The sequence below is a fragment of the Streptomyces sp. NPDC107471 genome (assembly GCF_055582845.1).
On the sequence record NZ_JBVJPC010000008.1, the window covers coordinates 440,759 to 454,406 of the forward strand.

At 73.5% G+C, this 13,648-nt stretch carries 15 protein-coding genes; 7 read left to right on the forward strand and 8 right to left on the reverse strand.

Annotated elements, in window-relative coordinates:
• Positions 1 to 29: 29 nt before the first annotated feature.
• The gene (locus tag ACZ66S_RS27825; protein WP_469904268.1) at positions 30 to 1,277 is read right to left on the reverse strand and encodes an MFS transporter; all 1,248 of its coding nucleotides are present in this window, start codon (positions 1,275 to 1,277) and stop codon (positions 30 to 32) included.
• A 132-nt stretch (positions 1,278 to 1,409) separates the two neighbouring features.
• On the opposite strand from ACZ66S_RS27825, the gene ACZ66S_RS27830 reads away from it, so the two are divergent.
• On the forward strand, positions 1,410 to 2,336 hold the full coding sequence (locus tag ACZ66S_RS27830) for a LysR family transcriptional regulator (protein ID WP_469904269.1): 927 nt from the start codon (positions 1,410 to 1,412) through the stop codon (positions 2,334 to 2,336).
• Here ACZ66S_RS27830 and ACZ66S_RS27835 read toward each other — a convergent pair.
• Positions 2,333 to 3,124 (reverse strand): putative protein N(5)-glutamine methyltransferase, encoded by a 792-nt coding sequence (locus ACZ66S_RS27835; protein WP_469904270.1) that lies wholly within the window; start codon positions 3,122 to 3,124, stop codon positions 2,333 to 2,335. The genes ACZ66S_RS27830 and ACZ66S_RS27835 overlap by 4 nt on opposite strands.
• A gap of 222 nt (positions 3,125 to 3,346) precedes the next feature.
• Here ACZ66S_RS27835 and ACZ66S_RS27840 point away from each other — a divergent pair, with 222 nt between their 5' ends.
• The gene (locus ACZ66S_RS27840; RefSeq protein ID WP_469904271.1) at positions 3,347 to 3,787 is read left to right on the forward strand and encodes a MarR family winged helix-turn-helix transcriptional regulator; all 441 of its coding nucleotides are present in this window, start codon (positions 3,347 to 3,349) and stop codon (positions 3,785 to 3,787) included.
• Here ACZ66S_RS27840 and ACZ66S_RS27845 read toward each other — a convergent pair.
• Both ACZ66S_RS27845 and ACZ66S_RS27850 read right to left on the reverse strand, forming a co-directional pair.
• Positions 3,781 to 4,491 carry a GNAT family N-acetyltransferase gene (locus tag ACZ66S_RS27845; protein WP_469904272.1) on the reverse strand — a complete coding sequence of 237 codons (711 nt, stop codon included), beginning with the start codon at positions 4,489 to 4,491 and terminating at the stop codon, positions 3,781 to 3,783. The genes ACZ66S_RS27840 and ACZ66S_RS27845 overlap by 7 nt on opposite strands.
• Positions 4,488 to 5,405, reverse strand: a complete 918-nt coding sequence (locus tag ACZ66S_RS27850) for an NADP-dependent oxidoreductase (protein ID WP_469904273.1) — start codon at positions 5,403 to 5,405, stop codon at positions 4,488 to 4,490. Before ACZ66S_RS27850 ends, ACZ66S_RS27845 begins: the two co-directional genes overlap by 4 nt.
• 169 nt (positions 5,406 to 5,574) lie before the next feature.
• On the opposite strand from ACZ66S_RS27850, the gene ACZ66S_RS27855 reads away from it, so the two are divergent.
• The 4 genes from ACZ66S_RS27855 to ACZ66S_RS27870 all read left to right on the forward strand — a co-directional run bounded on the left by ACZ66S_RS27855 (position 5,575) and on the right by ACZ66S_RS27870 (position 8,855).
• Entirely contained in the window at positions 5,575 to 6,180 is a 606-nt protein-coding gene (locus ACZ66S_RS27855; protein WP_469904274.1) for a sulfite oxidase-like oxidoreductase, read from the forward strand.
• Positions 6,173 to 6,961, forward strand: a complete 789-nt coding sequence (locus ACZ66S_RS27860) for a ferredoxin reductase (protein WP_469904275.1) — start codon at positions 6,173 to 6,175, stop codon at positions 6,959 to 6,961. The genes ACZ66S_RS27855 and ACZ66S_RS27860 overlap by 8 nt, the downstream gene beginning before the upstream one ends.
• Before the next feature lie 118 nt (positions 6,962 to 7,079).
• Complete coding sequence (locus ACZ66S_RS27865) at positions 7,080 to 7,664, forward strand: Rv1733c family protein (RefSeq protein WP_469904276.1); 585 nt, start codon at positions 7,080 to 7,082, stop codon at positions 7,662 to 7,664.
• Between the two features lie 222 nt (positions 7,665 to 7,886).
• Positions 7,887 to 8,855 (forward strand): acetylxylan esterase, encoded by a 969-nt coding sequence (locus tag ACZ66S_RS27870; protein ID WP_469904277.1) that lies wholly within the window; start codon positions 7,887 to 7,889, stop codon positions 8,853 to 8,855.
• A gap of 79 nt (positions 8,856 to 8,934) precedes the next feature.
• Here the strand turns inward: ACZ66S_RS27870 and ACZ66S_RS27875 are convergent, their stop codons facing one another.
• Genes ACZ66S_RS27875 through ACZ66S_RS27885 form a run of 3 tightly spaced genes read right to left on the reverse strand, consistent with a single transcriptional unit; the run spans position 8,935 to position 11,067 of the window.
• The gene (locus ACZ66S_RS27875) at positions 8,935 to 9,702 is read right to left on the reverse strand and encodes an acyl-CoA thioesterase (RefSeq protein ID WP_469904278.1); all 768 of its coding nucleotides are present in this window, start codon (positions 9,700 to 9,702) and stop codon (positions 8,935 to 8,937) included.
• Positions 9,703 to 9,733: 31 nt separating this feature from the next.
• Entirely contained in the window at positions 9,734 to 10,498 is a 765-nt protein-coding gene (locus ACZ66S_RS27880; RefSeq protein ID WP_469904279.1) for a class I SAM-dependent methyltransferase, read from the reverse strand.
• A gap of 5 nt (positions 10,499 to 10,503) precedes the next feature.
• Entirely contained in the window at positions 10,504 to 11,067 is a 564-nt protein-coding gene (locus ACZ66S_RS27885; RefSeq protein ID WP_469904280.1) for a PadR family transcriptional regulator, read from the reverse strand.
• Positions 11,068 to 11,135: 68 nt separating this feature from the next.
• Here ACZ66S_RS27885 and ACZ66S_RS27890 point away from each other — a divergent pair, with 68 nt between their 5' ends.
• Complete coding sequence (locus ACZ66S_RS27890; protein ID WP_469904342.1) at positions 11,136 to 11,543, forward strand: nuclear transport factor 2 family protein; 408 nt, start codon at positions 11,136 to 11,138, stop codon at positions 11,541 to 11,543.
• Between the two features lie 2 nt (positions 11,544 to 11,545).
• Here ACZ66S_RS27890 and ACZ66S_RS27895 read toward each other — a convergent pair whose 3' ends face one another.
• A complete protein-coding gene (locus tag ACZ66S_RS27895; RefSeq protein ID WP_469904281.1) occupies positions 11,546 to 13,447 on the reverse strand; it encodes a hypothetical protein in 1,902 nt (633 codons plus the stop codon).
• Positions 13,448 to 13,648 lie beyond the last annotated feature (201 nt).

Consider the following 13,648-nt stretch of genomic DNA (forward strand, 5'->3'; position numbering starts at 1 on the left):
TGGGAGTACGACGGTCCGGGCGCCCGGCGTCAGGGGGATCCGGCGGAGGAGGGCAGGGCGTCCTGGCTCGCCTCGGGCACGGCGGCGGGCCTGCGGGGCAGCAGGAGCGGGGTGGCCAGCAGCAGGAGGCCGGCGAGGGCGATGGCCTCGCGGGTTCCGGTGAGGGTGGCCAGGAGGCCCCACAGGGCGGTCAGGGCCGCGGTGGTCAGTTTGCCGGTCACCGACCAGGCGGAGAGAGTGCGGACCACCCGGTCCGTCGGGGTCAGCCGCAGCCGGTGGGTGGAGAACACCGGGTTGAAGACGGCGCAGGAGGTGATCACCCCGAGCTCCACGGCCATCACGAGCAGCAGCCCGGCCGTACCGGGCCCGACGAAGGCCAGGCCGAGGGGCCAGCACGCGCGCAGGACGCCCGAGGTGACCAGGACGCGGTGCTGTCCGTACCGGCTGACCAGGGGGCGGGCGATCCGTGAGCCGAGCAGGCCGCCGAGACAGGGCACCGAGAAGGCGAGTGCGTACTGCCAGGGCGCGAAGCCGAGCGGGCCGAGCATGAGGACGGTCAGCAGCGGCACCGGCACCATGATCAGGGCGTTCACCAGGACCGTGTTGAAGAACAGGGGCCGCAGGGCGGGACTGGCCAGGATGTGGCGCCAGCCCTCCAGGAGGGACCCCCTGCCCGCCCCGGTGGGCACCGGCCGCGGTTCGCCGCCGCCGATCGCGCGGATCCCCAGCGCCGACAGCAGATAGCTCACCGCGTCGGCCAGCAGGGTCGTCACGGGCCCGAACAGCCCGATGGCGGCCCCGCCGAGGGGAGGCCCGATCACGATCGTGGTCCAGTTCGTGGCCTCGAACCGCCCGTTCGCGACCAGCAGGTCGTCCGGACCGACGAGGGACTTGAGGAAGGCCCCGGAGGCGGCGGTGAAGGTGATGTCCGCCGCCGCGACGACCACCGACACGAGCAGGAGCTGGACGAAGCTCAGCGCACCGAGCGCGTAGGCCGCGGGGACACTCAGCAGGGCGGCGAACCGGACCAGGTCCATCGCCACCATCACCGGTCTCTTGCGGCGGAACTCCACCCAGGGCCCGAGCGGCACCGCCACCGCGGCCCCGACCGCGAGCCCCGCGGCCGCCAGCGCCGACACCGCGGCGGGGCCGGCGTGCAGCACCAGGACGGCGACCGTCGGGAAGGCGCCGAACGACAGCGAGGTACCGAACGCGCTGACCGCGTAGGCCGCCCACAGCCACCCGAACCGCCGCCCCAGCGACCCTCTCGCGCCCACTCCCGCATCCCCTCGCCGACAACCTGACGTTGACCGACGCCATCCAACCGACTGCCGGCCCCGCCGATCAAACAACCAGCGCCCCGGTCGGCCACAACCCGGGGTTGTGCACGGACGGCCTAGGCTGCCCGCATGGATCTCGACGCCGTACGCACCTTCGTCGCCGTGGCGGACGCGGGACGGTTCCAGGAGGCCGCCGACCGGCTGGCGGTCACCCAGCAGGCCGTGTCCAAGCGGGTCGCCGCCCTGGAGAAGGACCTCGGGGCACGGCTGTTCACCCGCACCCCGCGCGGCGCCCGGCTGACCATCGACGGCCAGGCGTTCCTGCCGCACGCCCGCGAACTGCTGCGCGCCGCGGAACGGGCGGCGGCGTCGGTACGGCCGGGCAGCCGGGCCCTGCGCGTCGACGTGATCGGCCGCCGGCTGGCCCCCGCGGAACTGCTGCGCGCCTTCCACCGCGCACACCCGGACGTCGAGCTCGACGTCGTCACCCTCTTCGACGCCGACGCGGCCCTCGCGGCGCTGCGGTCCGGCACGATCGACGCCACCTTCCGCGCCGTCCCGCACTCCGCGGGCCGGTCGGCCGACGGCGTCGCGTCCGCGCGGGTCTACGACGAGCCGGTCCAACTCCTCACCGGCCCCGGCCACGCCCTAGCGGGAGCCCGCTCGGTGACCCCCGCCGGTCTGGCCGGGCACCGCATCTGGATGCCCGGTCTGGTCACCGGGACCGAGTGGGGCACCTACTACGACGACCTGGCCGCCGCCTTCGGCCTCACCATCGAGGTCACCGGCCCCGACTTCGGCACCGACCCCCTCCTCGACACCATCGCCGACTCCGCGGGCCTGGCCACCCTCGTCGGTGAGCTGACCCGTCTGGTCTGGCCGTCCGACCAGGACCTGCGCCGCATCCCGGTGCACGGGCCCACGCCGGTCTACCCGCACTCCCTGCTCTGGCGCGCCGACAACCCCCACCCGGCCCTCGCCGCGCTCCGGGACCACCTGCACGCCACCCGGCCCGACCCACCGGGTGTGGGGACCTGGGCGCCGGGCTGGACCTAGGCCCTGGTGCCGGTCACGACATGGGCGTACAGCTCCTCCGAGAGGGCGAGGCGGGCGGTCAGACCGCTGCGGGTGAACGCGTCGAGGGCGGCGGCGGCCTGGCGTTCGCTGGTCTCGACGAGGAGGCAGCCGCCGGGGGCGAGCCACCGCGGGGCCTCGGCCGCGACCCGGCGCAGGACGTCCAGCCCGTCCGTCCCGCCGTCGAGGGCCACCAGGGGTTCGTGGTCGCGGGCCTCGGTGGGCAGCAGGGCGACCTCCTCGGTGGGCACGTAGGGGACGTTGGCCGCGAGGATGTCGATCCGCCCGCGCAGGTCGGCGGGCAGGGCCGCGAAGAGGTCGCCGGTGTGCACCCGGCCGCCCGCGTCGGCGGTGTTGCGGCGGGCGCAGTCCACCGCGGCCGGGTCGATGTCGGCCGCGTGCAGTTCGACCGGGCCCAGCGCGGCCGCGAGCGCGGCGCCGACCGCCCCGGAGCCGCAGCACAGGTCGACGACGACACGGGCGCCCGGAGCCAGGGCGAGGGCCTGCTCGACGAGGAACTCGGTGCGCCGGCGCGGCACGAAGACGCCGGGCGCCACGGTGATGCGCAGTCCCCGGAACTCGGCCCAGCCGACGACGAGTTCGAGGGGGTGGCCGCCGACCCGGCGGTCGACCATGTCGGCCAGTTCGGCCGGGGTGCGGGCGGCGGCGAGGAGCAGCCGGGCCTCGTCCTCGGCGAAGACGCAGCCCGCGGCGCGCAGGGCGGCGACGACGGCGTCGGGCGTGGTGAAGCGGGGAGACAGTGGAGGCATGGAAGCCGGGAGCCTTTCGAGAGCCGAAGGGCGCTCCCGCGGTCGCCTGGGCTACAGGCGGTGACCCGCGTCGACGCGAGGAGGGAGCACCCGGTCTGACACAGCGTTGATGGGTCTCACCTCCTCGGTGTCTCACGGCCGGGACCTCCCCCGACCGGACGGCCACCCTACCCCAGGGCGCCCTGAGTTGTACTCTGCAACCAGTACGGCGAAGGAGGTCCGGTGGAAGCGGCGACGGCGGTGGAGACGATCCAGCGCGAGATGACGGTCTTCGCACGACGGGCCCGCGCCTCGGCGGGCCGCCTGCATCCCGAGCTGTCCCTGGTGTCGTACACGCTCCTCGGGCATCTGGAGGAGCGTGACGGCTGCCGCGCCACCGACCTGGCCGCCCACTACGCCCTGGACAAGTCCACGGTGAGCCGCCAGGTCGCCGCCCTGGAGCGGGCGGGTCTCATCGAGCGGCGCCAGGACCCGGAGGACCACCGGGTCCAGGTGCTGCATCTGACCGGGGCCGGCCGGAGCATCCTGGGCCAGGTCACCGTGAGCCGCCGCGCGGCCGTCGGCGAACGGCTCGCGGACTGGTCGCGGGAGGACCTGGAGCGGTTCGCGGGGTACCTCGTGCGCTACAACGCCTGGTCCGGGCCGGCCGAGGGTCCTCAGTAGGCCTCCTCCGGCAGCCGCTCGGGCACCCGTGCGGCGAGGAACGCGGTGGTGCGCCGGAGCCGGAAGCCGAGGGACTCGTAGAGCCGGACGGCCTGGGTGTTGCGGGCTCCGGTGTGCAGGAAGGGCGCCTCCCCGCGCTGCCGTATGCCGTGCGCGACGGCGAGGATCAGCCGGGTCGCCAGGCCCTGGCCGCGGACCGCGGGGTCGGTGCAGACCGCGCTGATCTCGGTCCAGCCCGGCGGGTGCAGCCGCTCCCCCGCCATCGCGACGAGGACGCCGTCCCTGCGTATGCCCAGGTAGGTGCCCATCTCTATGGTGCGGGGGAGAAAGGGGCCGGGCCGGGTGCGGGCGATCAGGTCGACGATCTCCGGGACGTCGTCGGGGCCGAGGCGGACCGCCTCCGGATCAGGTGCGGCGGCGAGGCCGTCGTCCACGAGCTGCACGCCCTCGACGTGGAAGGTGACCTCCCAGCCCTCGGGCACCTGCCCCGCGTAGGCCGTCAGCGGGACCTCCGCCCCGGCACCGGCGAGCGCGGCGAGGTCGGCCCAGTCGCCCGGGTCGGGCTCGTCGGGCAGGGCAAGCCACGGGGAGACGTCGACGGGGTAGCGCAGGACCCGGCCACGCTTCTCGGCGAAGTGGGCGTGCGGGCCGGTCAGGGAGGCGAGGGCCGGGTTGTCGAGCACGTGCGGTGCGCGGTCGGTCATCGGGCGACCTCGATGACGGTCTTGCCGCGGGCGTGGCCCTCCTCGACCGTGCGCAGCGCGTCGCCGGCCCGGTCGAGGGGAAACGTTTCGGTGATGTGCGGGTCCAGGTCCCCCGCGACCACCAGCCCGGCGACCGCCTCCAGCACGGCCGCGGTGCGGGCCCGCGCCACCCGCGCCCCGCCCAACCGCCGCACCTCCTCCTCCGGGGCTCCGGCGGTGATCAGCCTCGACCGGTCGGTGAGCAGTTCGGCGGCCTCGGCCAGCACCCGGCCCCCGACGAGGTCGTAGACGCCGTCGGGCGCGGTCGCGCGGGCCCGCTCCGCCCAGTCGGGGCCGGAGGGGACGTGGACGGCGCCGAGCGACTCGACGAGGTCCTTCTTGCCCTCGCTCGCCACGCCGACCACGCGGAGACCGAAGGCGCGGGCGATCTGCACGGCCGCCGCGCCGACCCCGCCGCCCGCGCCGGTCACCAGCAGGGTGGCGCCCGGGGGCAGGTCGAGCTGGCGGACGCCGTCGTAGGCGGTCGCGGCGGCGACGGGCAGGGTGGCGGCCACCGTGTGGGCCAGCTCCGCGGGCTTGTGGGCGGCGACGGCGGCCGGCACCAGGGTGTACTCGGCGTAACCGCCCGCGAGCGCGGTGCCGAAGACCTCGTCCCCCACCGCGAACCCCTCGACGCCGGCCCCGATCTCCTCGACGACACCGGAGACCTCGTTGCCGAACACGACGGGGAAGACCCGCTCATCGCCCTCGCCGGGGCGCCTGAAGCCGTTGCGCTGCTTCCAGTCCACGGGGTTCACGCCCGCCGCGCGGACGGCCACCAGCAGCAGGCCGGGTCCGGGACTCGGCCGGTCCACGTCCACGAGCGCCTCGGTCTCCGGGCCGCCGTACCGCGTGAAGACGTACGCCTTGGGCATCTGCTCCCTCACTCTCCTCGCACCGTCACCGGGCCACCGGCCCGGCACACCAGCGCCAAGGAGCGGCGCGCGACGACTATTCCCGGGTCCTCCCGGTGTTCACACGGTCGCAACGATCGGGGCACTGACCTGGGACGGGGCACCCGCGACGACAGCGTACGGTTGAAGCATGAACGTCACCCGAGGCTTCACCGGACGCCCCCGCGTGGACAACACCGGGCTGCCCCCTGGCCAGTACGACACGGGCGACGACTGGCCCGTCCTGTCCGCGGAGGTCACCCCGGACCTGTCACCGGCCGACTGGACGTTCCGGGTGGACGGGCTGGTCGAGGAAGCGCGCACCTGGAACTGGGACGAGGCGCACGCCCTGCCCGTCTCGGCCTACGAGGGTGACATCCACTGCGTGACGAGCTGGTCGAAGTTCGGGGTGCGGTTCGCGGGTGTGTCGCTGGACGCGTTCCTGGCCGTGGCGCGGCCCCACGCGTCCGCCACCCACGCCGTCGCCCGCTCCCACACCGGGTACACCACGAACCTGCCCCTCGCGGACCTGACCGGTGGGCGGGCCTGGATCGCGTGGGAGTACGACGGCAGCCCGCTGCCCGCCGAACACGGCGGTCCGGCGCGGCTGTTGGTGCCGCATCTGTACTTCTGGAAGAGCGCCAAGTGGATCGCGGGGCTGACGCTGCTCGACCACGACGAGCCGGGGTTCTGGGAGCGCAACGGCTATCACGCGCGGGGCAACCCGTGGGAGGAACAGAGGTACGCCGGTGACTGAGGCGCTCTTCTCCCCCTCTCCCGCGCCTGCTCACGCTCCCGCTCCGGTCGACCGGTTCGCGGTGCCGGGGCGTATCGCGGTCGGCGAAGGCGTCGGAGCCGTCTGGCAGACCGCGACGCTGACCGAGATCCGCCGTGAGACGCCGTACGCCTCCACGTTCCGGTTCGCGGTGCCCGCCTGGCAGGGGCATCTGCCCGGCCAGCACCTGATGCTGCGGCTGACCGCCGAGGACGGCTACACGGCCCAGCGCCACTACTCGATCGCGTCGCCGCCGGAGGACACCGGGCACGTCGAGCTGACCCTGGACCACGTCGAGGGCGGCGAGGTCTCGGGCTGGTTCCACACGGTCGCCCGACCCGGGGACGAGATCGAGGTGCGGGGGCCGCTGAGCGGTTTCTTCGCCTGGCCGGGAGACCGGCCGGCGCTGCTGGTCGGGGCCGGTTCCGGGGTCGTACCGCTGATGTCGATGGTGCGCCACCACCGGGTGCGTGGACTGTCCGTGCCGCTGCGGCTGCTGGTGTCGGCGCGCAGCCCCGAGGAGCTGATCTACGCGCGGGAGTTCGGCGCCGAGACGACCCCCGTGTTCACGCGAAGCGCCCCGGACGGGGTGCCGGTGGGACGTATGTCGGCCGCACATGTGGCACCCCTCCTGGCCGAGCCGCCCGAGGGTGGGTGGGAGGCCTATGTGTGCGGTTCCAACGCCTTCGCCGAGCACGCCTCGCGGCTGCTGGTGAGGGCGGGCCAGCCGGTGGACCGCATCCGGATCGAGCGCTTCGGCTGACGGGGTGCGCCTGCGCACCGGGCGCGCACCCGCACCCCTCCCGCACGTGAACGACGCGGATGGAGGGGTACTACATCTGTGTGACCACTCGCAGGGGTGCGTGGTGCGGAGGTCGACAATGCGAACCCGGGTGCGCGGCTGGCGCTGGCGGCGCAATCCGCTCCGGCGCCGGTCGGACGTCGTCGAGGCGTGGACGGTGCTGGCCGTCGCCGTACTGATGCTGCTGGGCGCCCCGCTGATCGGTGCGGCGGTGGGCTGGTGGGCGCATGGCGACGCCCGTGCGGTGGCGGCCGCGCAGCGCTCCGAACGCCACCGGGTCCGCGCGGAGGTCGTGGGCAGGGTCCCGGACGCGCCGCCGACGGTCCAGGGCGGTCGGGAGCGCTCCTACCGGGTGACCGTGCGCTGGACGGAGGCCGGGGGCGCCACGAGGACCGCCGAGGCCCGGGTGCCGGCCGGTACCGACGGGGGCGAGAAGGTCGACGTGTGGTTCGACGCCCGCGGGCGGAGCGTGGCCGCGCCGCCGGACGAGACCGCGATCTGGCAGCACACCCTGGTCATGGGCGCCTGCGGCGCGGGCGCCACGGTCGCCGTGATCCTCCTCGGCCGCTCGCTCGTCCGCGGGGTGGCGAACCGCCGGCGGCTCGCCGAATGGGAACGGGACTGGGCGCTCACCGAACCGCAGTGGACCCGCCGCCGGGCCTGACCGCACCGGCCGCTGGTGAGGCGGTGTCGACCCGACCATTCTCGACAGCCGACGCTCCGCGCCCGCCGTCCACAGCCGCCGTCCCGTCGCCCTGACCAGCAGTTCCACGGCCTTCGGGCGGTCGGCAGCCCGTCGCCGATGCGGCAAGGGCCTGGCGATTCGTCCGACCACACACGTACCGTGTGATCATCCGGCGCTGTCCCTTCCCGAAGGCGGTCCTGCATGGCCCTGTTCGACCTCCCCATCGACGAGTTGCGCGAGTACCGCAGCGACTCCACCGAGCCCGAGGACTTCGACGCGTTCTGGTCCAAGACCCTCCAGGAGGCCCGCGAGCACGACCTGGACGCCCGCTTCGAACTCGTCGACACCGGCCTGTCCACGGTCAAGGTGTACGACGTGACGTTCGCCGGGTTCGGCGGCCACCCGGTCAAGGGCTGGTTCACGATCCCCGCCGAGGTCTCCGCCCCGATACCGGTGGTCGTGGAGTTCATCGGGTACGGCGGCGGGCGCGGGCTGCCGCACGAGCATCTGCTGTGGGCGTCGACCGGCCGGGCCCACTTCGTCATGGACACCCGCGGGCAGGGCAGCGCCTGGGGCGGCGGCGGTGGCACCGCCGACCCGGTGGCCGGCGCGCCCGCCTACCCGGGGTTCATGACCCGGGGCGTCGACGCCCCCGAGAACTACTACTACCGCCGGGTGTTCACCGACGGTGTGCGGGCGGTGGAGGCGGCACGTTCGCACCCGCTCACCGACCCGGCGCGCACGGTCGTCCTCGGCGGCAGCCAGGGCGGCGGCATCTCCATCGCGGTCGGCGGTCTGGTGCCGGACCTGGCGGCGGTCGCCCCGGACGTGCCGTTCCTGTGCGACTTCCCGCGCGCGGCGACCCTGACGGACCGGCACCCGTACCGGGAGATCGGCCTCTACCTCAAGACGCACCGCGGCCGCTTCGAGGACGTCCTCGGCACCCTCGCCTACTTCGACGGCGTGCACTTCGCGAGCCGCGGCCGTGCCCCGGCGCTGTTCTCGGCGGCCCTGGAGGACCAGACCTGCCCGCCCTCCACCGTGTTCGCGGCCTTCAACGCCTGGGGCCAGGACGACAAGGCGATCGAGGTCTACGACTTCAACGACCACGAGGGCGGCGGCCCCTACCAGGAGGCCGCGAAACTGCGCTGGCTGCGCTCGTACGCCTGAGCCCCGCCGAGGACCTTCCGCACGGCACCTGTCGAGGCGTTGTGCAGCGCCCCGTGACCGCGGCCGCCCGGTACCGGCCTCAGGGGCGCTCGCCGCGCACCACGCGGGACTGACGGCCCAGGGCCAGCAGACGGCCGTCCGCCGCCCAGACGGCACTGTCGTCGACGGCCCAGCCGGCACCCGCGTGATCGGTCCGGATCCGCACCAGGGTCCAGCCGGCGTCGGCGCCCTCGTCCAGGGCGCCGGTGAAGTGGACGGTCAGTTCCGCGCTGGGCACGGGGCGCGGGGTGCGCCAGACGGCGTACAGCGCGGGCGGGAGCACATCGGTGAGGGTGACCACCGCGCCCGCGTCGAGCGCCCGCCCGTCCGTGAAGCGCACCCAGGCCAGCAGTTCGGCCCGGTCACCGCCGGCCAGCGGGAGGTCGTCGGTGGCCGGCCGTATCTCCAACTGCCGGGCGAAGGGCGCCAGATGACCCGGCAGCAGGATCGTCCGGCAGTCCTCCGGGCCCGGCACGTCCGGCACCGGCTGTCCGTCGTACGGCATGCCCGGGCGGCCGGAGCCGAACAGGGCAGATCCGACGACGACCGGGAGGCCGTCCTGGTGGCCCGTGAAGACGCAGGCCGCGGTGCGGCGGCCGGAGGCGGGCGCGGTGCCCGAGACGTGCAACGGACCGGCGGCGGCCGGGGCGAGGAAGTGCGTGGTCAGTGTGCGCACCGGATGGGCTCCCCCGGCGAACCGGGCGCGTACGGCCGTCAGGGCGACGGCGGCGACATGGCCGCCGTGCGCTCCCTCCCAGGACCGCCACAGGGGATCGATCCGCGACTCGTTCTCGGTGGATGTGGTCACGCGCCTCACCATAACCTGGTGAGTTGGAAAATCAAACGGTTGAGTTGGAAATCCGGACGGTCTGGAGCGGGCGCCTCGCCACGACCATGCGGACCCGCGGGCTGCCGTCCCGGCGCACCCCGAACTCGGGCAGGGCGTGCAGCTCCACGCGGAGACCGGCCCTTTCCAGTTCCCGCCGCACGTCCCCGAGCCGGAAGGCCCGGTAGTACATGACGAACGGCGGTCGCCACAGCGCGTTGCGCACCCGCATCACGGCGTCGAAGCCGAGGAGCGCCCAGTAGGCGGGCGACGACGGGCGGGGCGGGGCGACGACCGGGAACGCGAAGCAGCCACCCGGGCGCAGCACTTCGCGGACCTGGGCGAACAGGCCGGGCAGTTCGTCCGGCAGGAAGTGCCCGAAGGCCCCGAAGCTCACGACGAGGTCGAAGGAGGCGGGGGCGAACGGCAGGGCGCGCGCGTCTCCCCGCACCCAGGACAGGCGCGACCCCCCGGGCCGGGCCCGCGGCCGCTCGCGGGCCACGTCGAGCATCCCGGCGCTGAAGTCGACCCCGGTCACGCTCTCCCGGCAGACCCGGGTCAGCACCCGGGTCCCGGCGCCGGTGCCGCAGCACAGGTCGAGCCCGGCCTCGAAGGGGCCCGTCCGGCGCAGCGCGGACGCGACGGCGTCCAGCACCGAGTCGGGCGTACGGAAGGGAGTGTGGTCGAACTTGGGGGCGAGCAGGTCGTAGCCGCGCTCGACGGACGACAGTGCCTGGACGGCGAGTTCGCGGAGGCTGGGGCCTTCTGGGCTGAACATCCGCGTCAGCTTAGGGGAGCCCGGCGCTTCAGGAGGGCAAGCACGCGTTCGCACCAGCGGACGGTCTCCGCCTCCAGGGCGATCCCGCCCAGGAGCGTGAGATACGGGCCGATCCGCTCCGCCTCGGCGAGGTAGCGCTCCTCGCTGCGGCCGTCGAGGAGCCGGTCGCGGACCCGTTCGTAGCGGGCGAGTTTCCCGCGCGCCCAGGACAGGCGCTCCTCGACCAGCGCCCGGGTGACCTCGGGGTCGACGCCGTCCATGGCCTGGATCTTGACGAGGAACTCGTCGCGGAGGGCGGCCGGCCTGCGGGGCGGTTCGGATGCGAACGCGCTCAGCTCGCGGCGGCCGGTCTCGGTGAGGGTGAACAGCCGCTTGTTCGGCCTGCGTTCCTGCTGCACCACGCGCGCCTCGATCAGCCCGTCCTGCGCGAGTCGCTCCAGTTCGCGGTAGAGCTGCTGGGGGGTCGCGGGCCAGAAGTTCGCCAGCGAGACGTCGAACACCTTGGAGAGTTCGTAGCCCGAGGCCTCGCCCTCCAGCAGGGCGGCCAGGACGGCGTACTTGAGCGACATGTGGACACGCTAACAGCCGGTGATTACTCTACTCCACACCTACTCAACAAATTGACTATGGAGGCATGATGCGAGCGTTCCGGGAAGCGGTCGAGGCGGGTGACCTCGGCGCCGTGGAGGCGTTGCTGGCCGAGGACGTGGTCTTCACCAGCCCGGTGGTGTTCAAGCCGTACGCGGGCAAGGCCATCACCGCGGCGATCCTGGGCGCGGTCGTCAAGGTCTTCGAGGACTTCCGCTATGTGAGCGAGCTGAGCAGCGAGGACGGCCGCGACCACGCGCTGGTGTTCGCGACCAGGGTCGGCGAACGCGCCCTGGACGGCTGCGACTTCATCCATCTCGACGAGCACGGCCGGATCGACCGGCTGATGGTGATGGTCCGTCCGCTGTCGGGCGCGCAGGCCCTCGCGGAGGCCATGGGGGCGCGGTTCGAGGAGATCGCGAAGGAGGCGGAGGCGCGGACCGCCGCCGCCTCCTGACGTCACGCGACGGTCAGGGTGAGGGCACCGGTGAAGGCGCTGCCCGCGGTGAGGGCCGTCTCGGTCCCGTCGACGGTCAGTGTCACCTTCTTCCCGCTCGGCGCCCGCACGGCCGCGTCGGCGGCGAGGGTGAGGGAGGTCAGGTACGAGGTGCCGGTGACGGTCCACACCGAGCCGCCGTCCAGCTTCACCACGGCGCCGTTGTTGACGGCGGCCTGCGGGGTGTTGGTGACGATGCCGAGCTCGTAGAAGGTGGACGCGTCGATCGAGGACACCCGGTGCTCGGTCCGGGTCGCCGAGATCACGCCCTCGACGGTGGCGTCCTCGAAGGTGAGGACCATGTTCTTGCCGCTGCGCATGCCGTTGTAGAAGTCGCCTTTCAGGGCGATGGAGGTGAAGGTGGCGGCTCCGTCCGTGGCGTGGGCGGCGGTGACATCGAAGGCGGAGTCCTTCGCGGGGTCTCCGGTGGGTTCGGTGTAGACGCCGATGTTCATCATCCTGCCGTCGACGTCGACCGGGCCCGGGTCGTCGAGTTCGATCATCTGGAGGATGACCCCGTCACGCGGGTCGAGGCGGGCGCCCCGCGAGCCGTCCACCGAGATCGTCGTCTGCTGCCCCTTGTTGAGGAAGGTGGCCCGCTCGGAGTTGACGACCGTGCCGCCGTCGACGGTGAGGGTGCCGGCCCCGAAGAACATGTAGCCGAAATGGCCCGAGTTGACGACGGTGTTGCGGACCGGCAGCGCCTTGCGCTCGGCGGCGGACAGCCCGAGGGACAGCTCCGTGTCGAGTGCCGCCACCGCCTCCCGGGTGCTGTCCCCGTAGTGGACGACGGCGGCCGGACCCGCGATGACGGTCGCGTAGCTGCCGACGTCGAAACGGCAGCCGAGCACGCGCACGGTGGCGTCGCCGATCGCGTAGGTGCCGTACCCGTACTCCCCCGTGTTGCCGACGTGGCTGTTGACCGCGGTCAGCTTGAGTCCGCTGCCGCCCTCGACGGACAGGGCGCCCCAGGTCTCGGAGAACACGGTGGAGTTGAGGTAGGTGGCCGTGCTGTTCGCACCGATGAGGTTGGTCGCGCGGACGTTGCCGTCGAGGCCGAGCATCCACGGCACCGACTGCATGTACGGCGTCTCGACGGTGGCCTGGTAGTCGGACGGCAGGACGCCGTTGCGGCAGTCGACGGAGGAGTTCTTCACGACGACGTCGGCGCCGCCGTCGGAGATGATCCCGGTGCGGACCACGCCCTGGGTGCTCACACGTGCCCCGTCCACCACCAGCCTGGTGGCCGGTCCGTCGCCGACGATCGCGGCGCCGTAGCCGGCGAAGTCGCAACGGCCGTTGCCGGTCAGGGAGATGACGGGACTCTCCAGGGTGTAGGTGCCGTCCTGGACGAAGACGCCGTCGAAGCACTCGCCGGTCGACGTGATCGACACCTTGCGGGCGAGGGTGTCCGTGAGCCTGCCGCCGAGGACGGCCGCGAGGACGGACTTCTCGCGCACCACCCCGGTGCCGTCGACGTACACCGCCTGCCGGAAGGGGAAGGTGAGCGTCTCGTAGGTGACGTCGTTGGCCTCGGCCACCGTGAGCACGACGTCGCCCCGGTAGGTGCCGGCCTGGACGAGGGTCGCGGTGCCGCCCGTCCCGGTCAGCAGTTGACCGGTCTCGACCCCGTCGACGGTCAGGGTGAGACTGTGGCCGTCCGGGGCGGCGATCGTGCCGCCCTCGGCCATCGACAGCTCGCTCACGCGGGTGGTCGCGGAGAGCTCGTACGTCTCCCCGGCCGCGACCGTGATCCGGTTGCCGGAGGTCCGGGTCCCGGCGGTGGCGGAGGCGGCCGGGACCAGCAGGGCTCCGGCGGTGGCGGTACCGGCGATCAGGACGGAGCGTCGGGTGATCAGCGTCATTGCGGGCCTTCCGAGGGATCGGGTGCGCCGTTGCGCAGCGTGACGAACCGGCCGGCTCTTGGACGGCGGCGACGGTTCGGGGCAAGCACCTGAGGTGTGCACGAGGGAGTGAAGCAGCCCCGCGGAACAGGGAACAGGCGCCGCACACACGCATGCCGGAACCCGATGCCTGAGATCGGGCGGCCGGTTCCATGGCGGTCA

Bases quoted from the DNA above. Each gene is read 5' to 3' on its own strand.
- ACZ66S_RS27830 (WP_469904269.1), top strand. From the start codon at position 1,410: ATGGATCTCGACGCCGTACGCACCTTCGTCGCCGTGGCGGACGCGGGA.
- ACZ66S_RS27835 (WP_469904270.1), bottom strand. From the start codon at position 3,124: ATGCCTCCACTGTCTCCCCGCTTCACCACGCCCGACGCCGTCGTCGCC.
- ACZ66S_RS27845 (WP_469904272.1), bottom strand. From the start codon at position 4,491: ATGACCGACCGCGCACCGCACGTGCTCGACAACCCGGCCCTCGCCTCC.
- ACZ66S_RS27850 (WP_469904273.1), bottom strand. From the start codon at position 5,405: ATGCCCAAGGCGTACGTCTTCACGCGGTACGGCGGCCCGGAGACCGAG.
- ACZ66S_RS27855 (WP_469904274.1), top strand. From the start codon at position 5,575: ATGAACGTCACCCGAGGCTTCACCGGACGCCCCCGCGTGGACAACACC.
- ACZ66S_RS27865 (WP_469904276.1), top strand. From the start codon at position 7,080: ATGCGAACCCGGGTGCGCGGCTGGCGCTGGCGGCGCAATCCGCTCCGG.
- ACZ66S_RS27870 (WP_469904277.1), top strand. From the start codon at position 7,887: ATGGCCCTGTTCGACCTCCCCATCGACGAGTTGCGCGAGTACCGCAGC.
- ACZ66S_RS27880 (WP_469904279.1), bottom strand. From the start codon at position 10,498: ATGTTCAGCCCAGAAGGCCCCAGCCTCCGCGAACTCGCCGTCCAGGCA.
- ACZ66S_RS27885 (WP_469904280.1), bottom strand. From the start codon at position 11,067: ATGTCGCTCAAGTACGCCGTCCTGGCCGCCCTGCTGGAGGGCGAGGCC.
- ACZ66S_RS27890 (WP_469904342.1), top strand. From the start codon at position 11,136: ATGCGAGCGTTCCGGGAAGCGGTCGAGGCGGGTGACCTCGGCGCCGTG.
- ACZ66S_RS27895 (WP_469904281.1), bottom strand. From the start codon at position 13,447: ATGACGCTGATCACCCGACGCTCCGTCCTGATCGCCGGTACCGCCACC.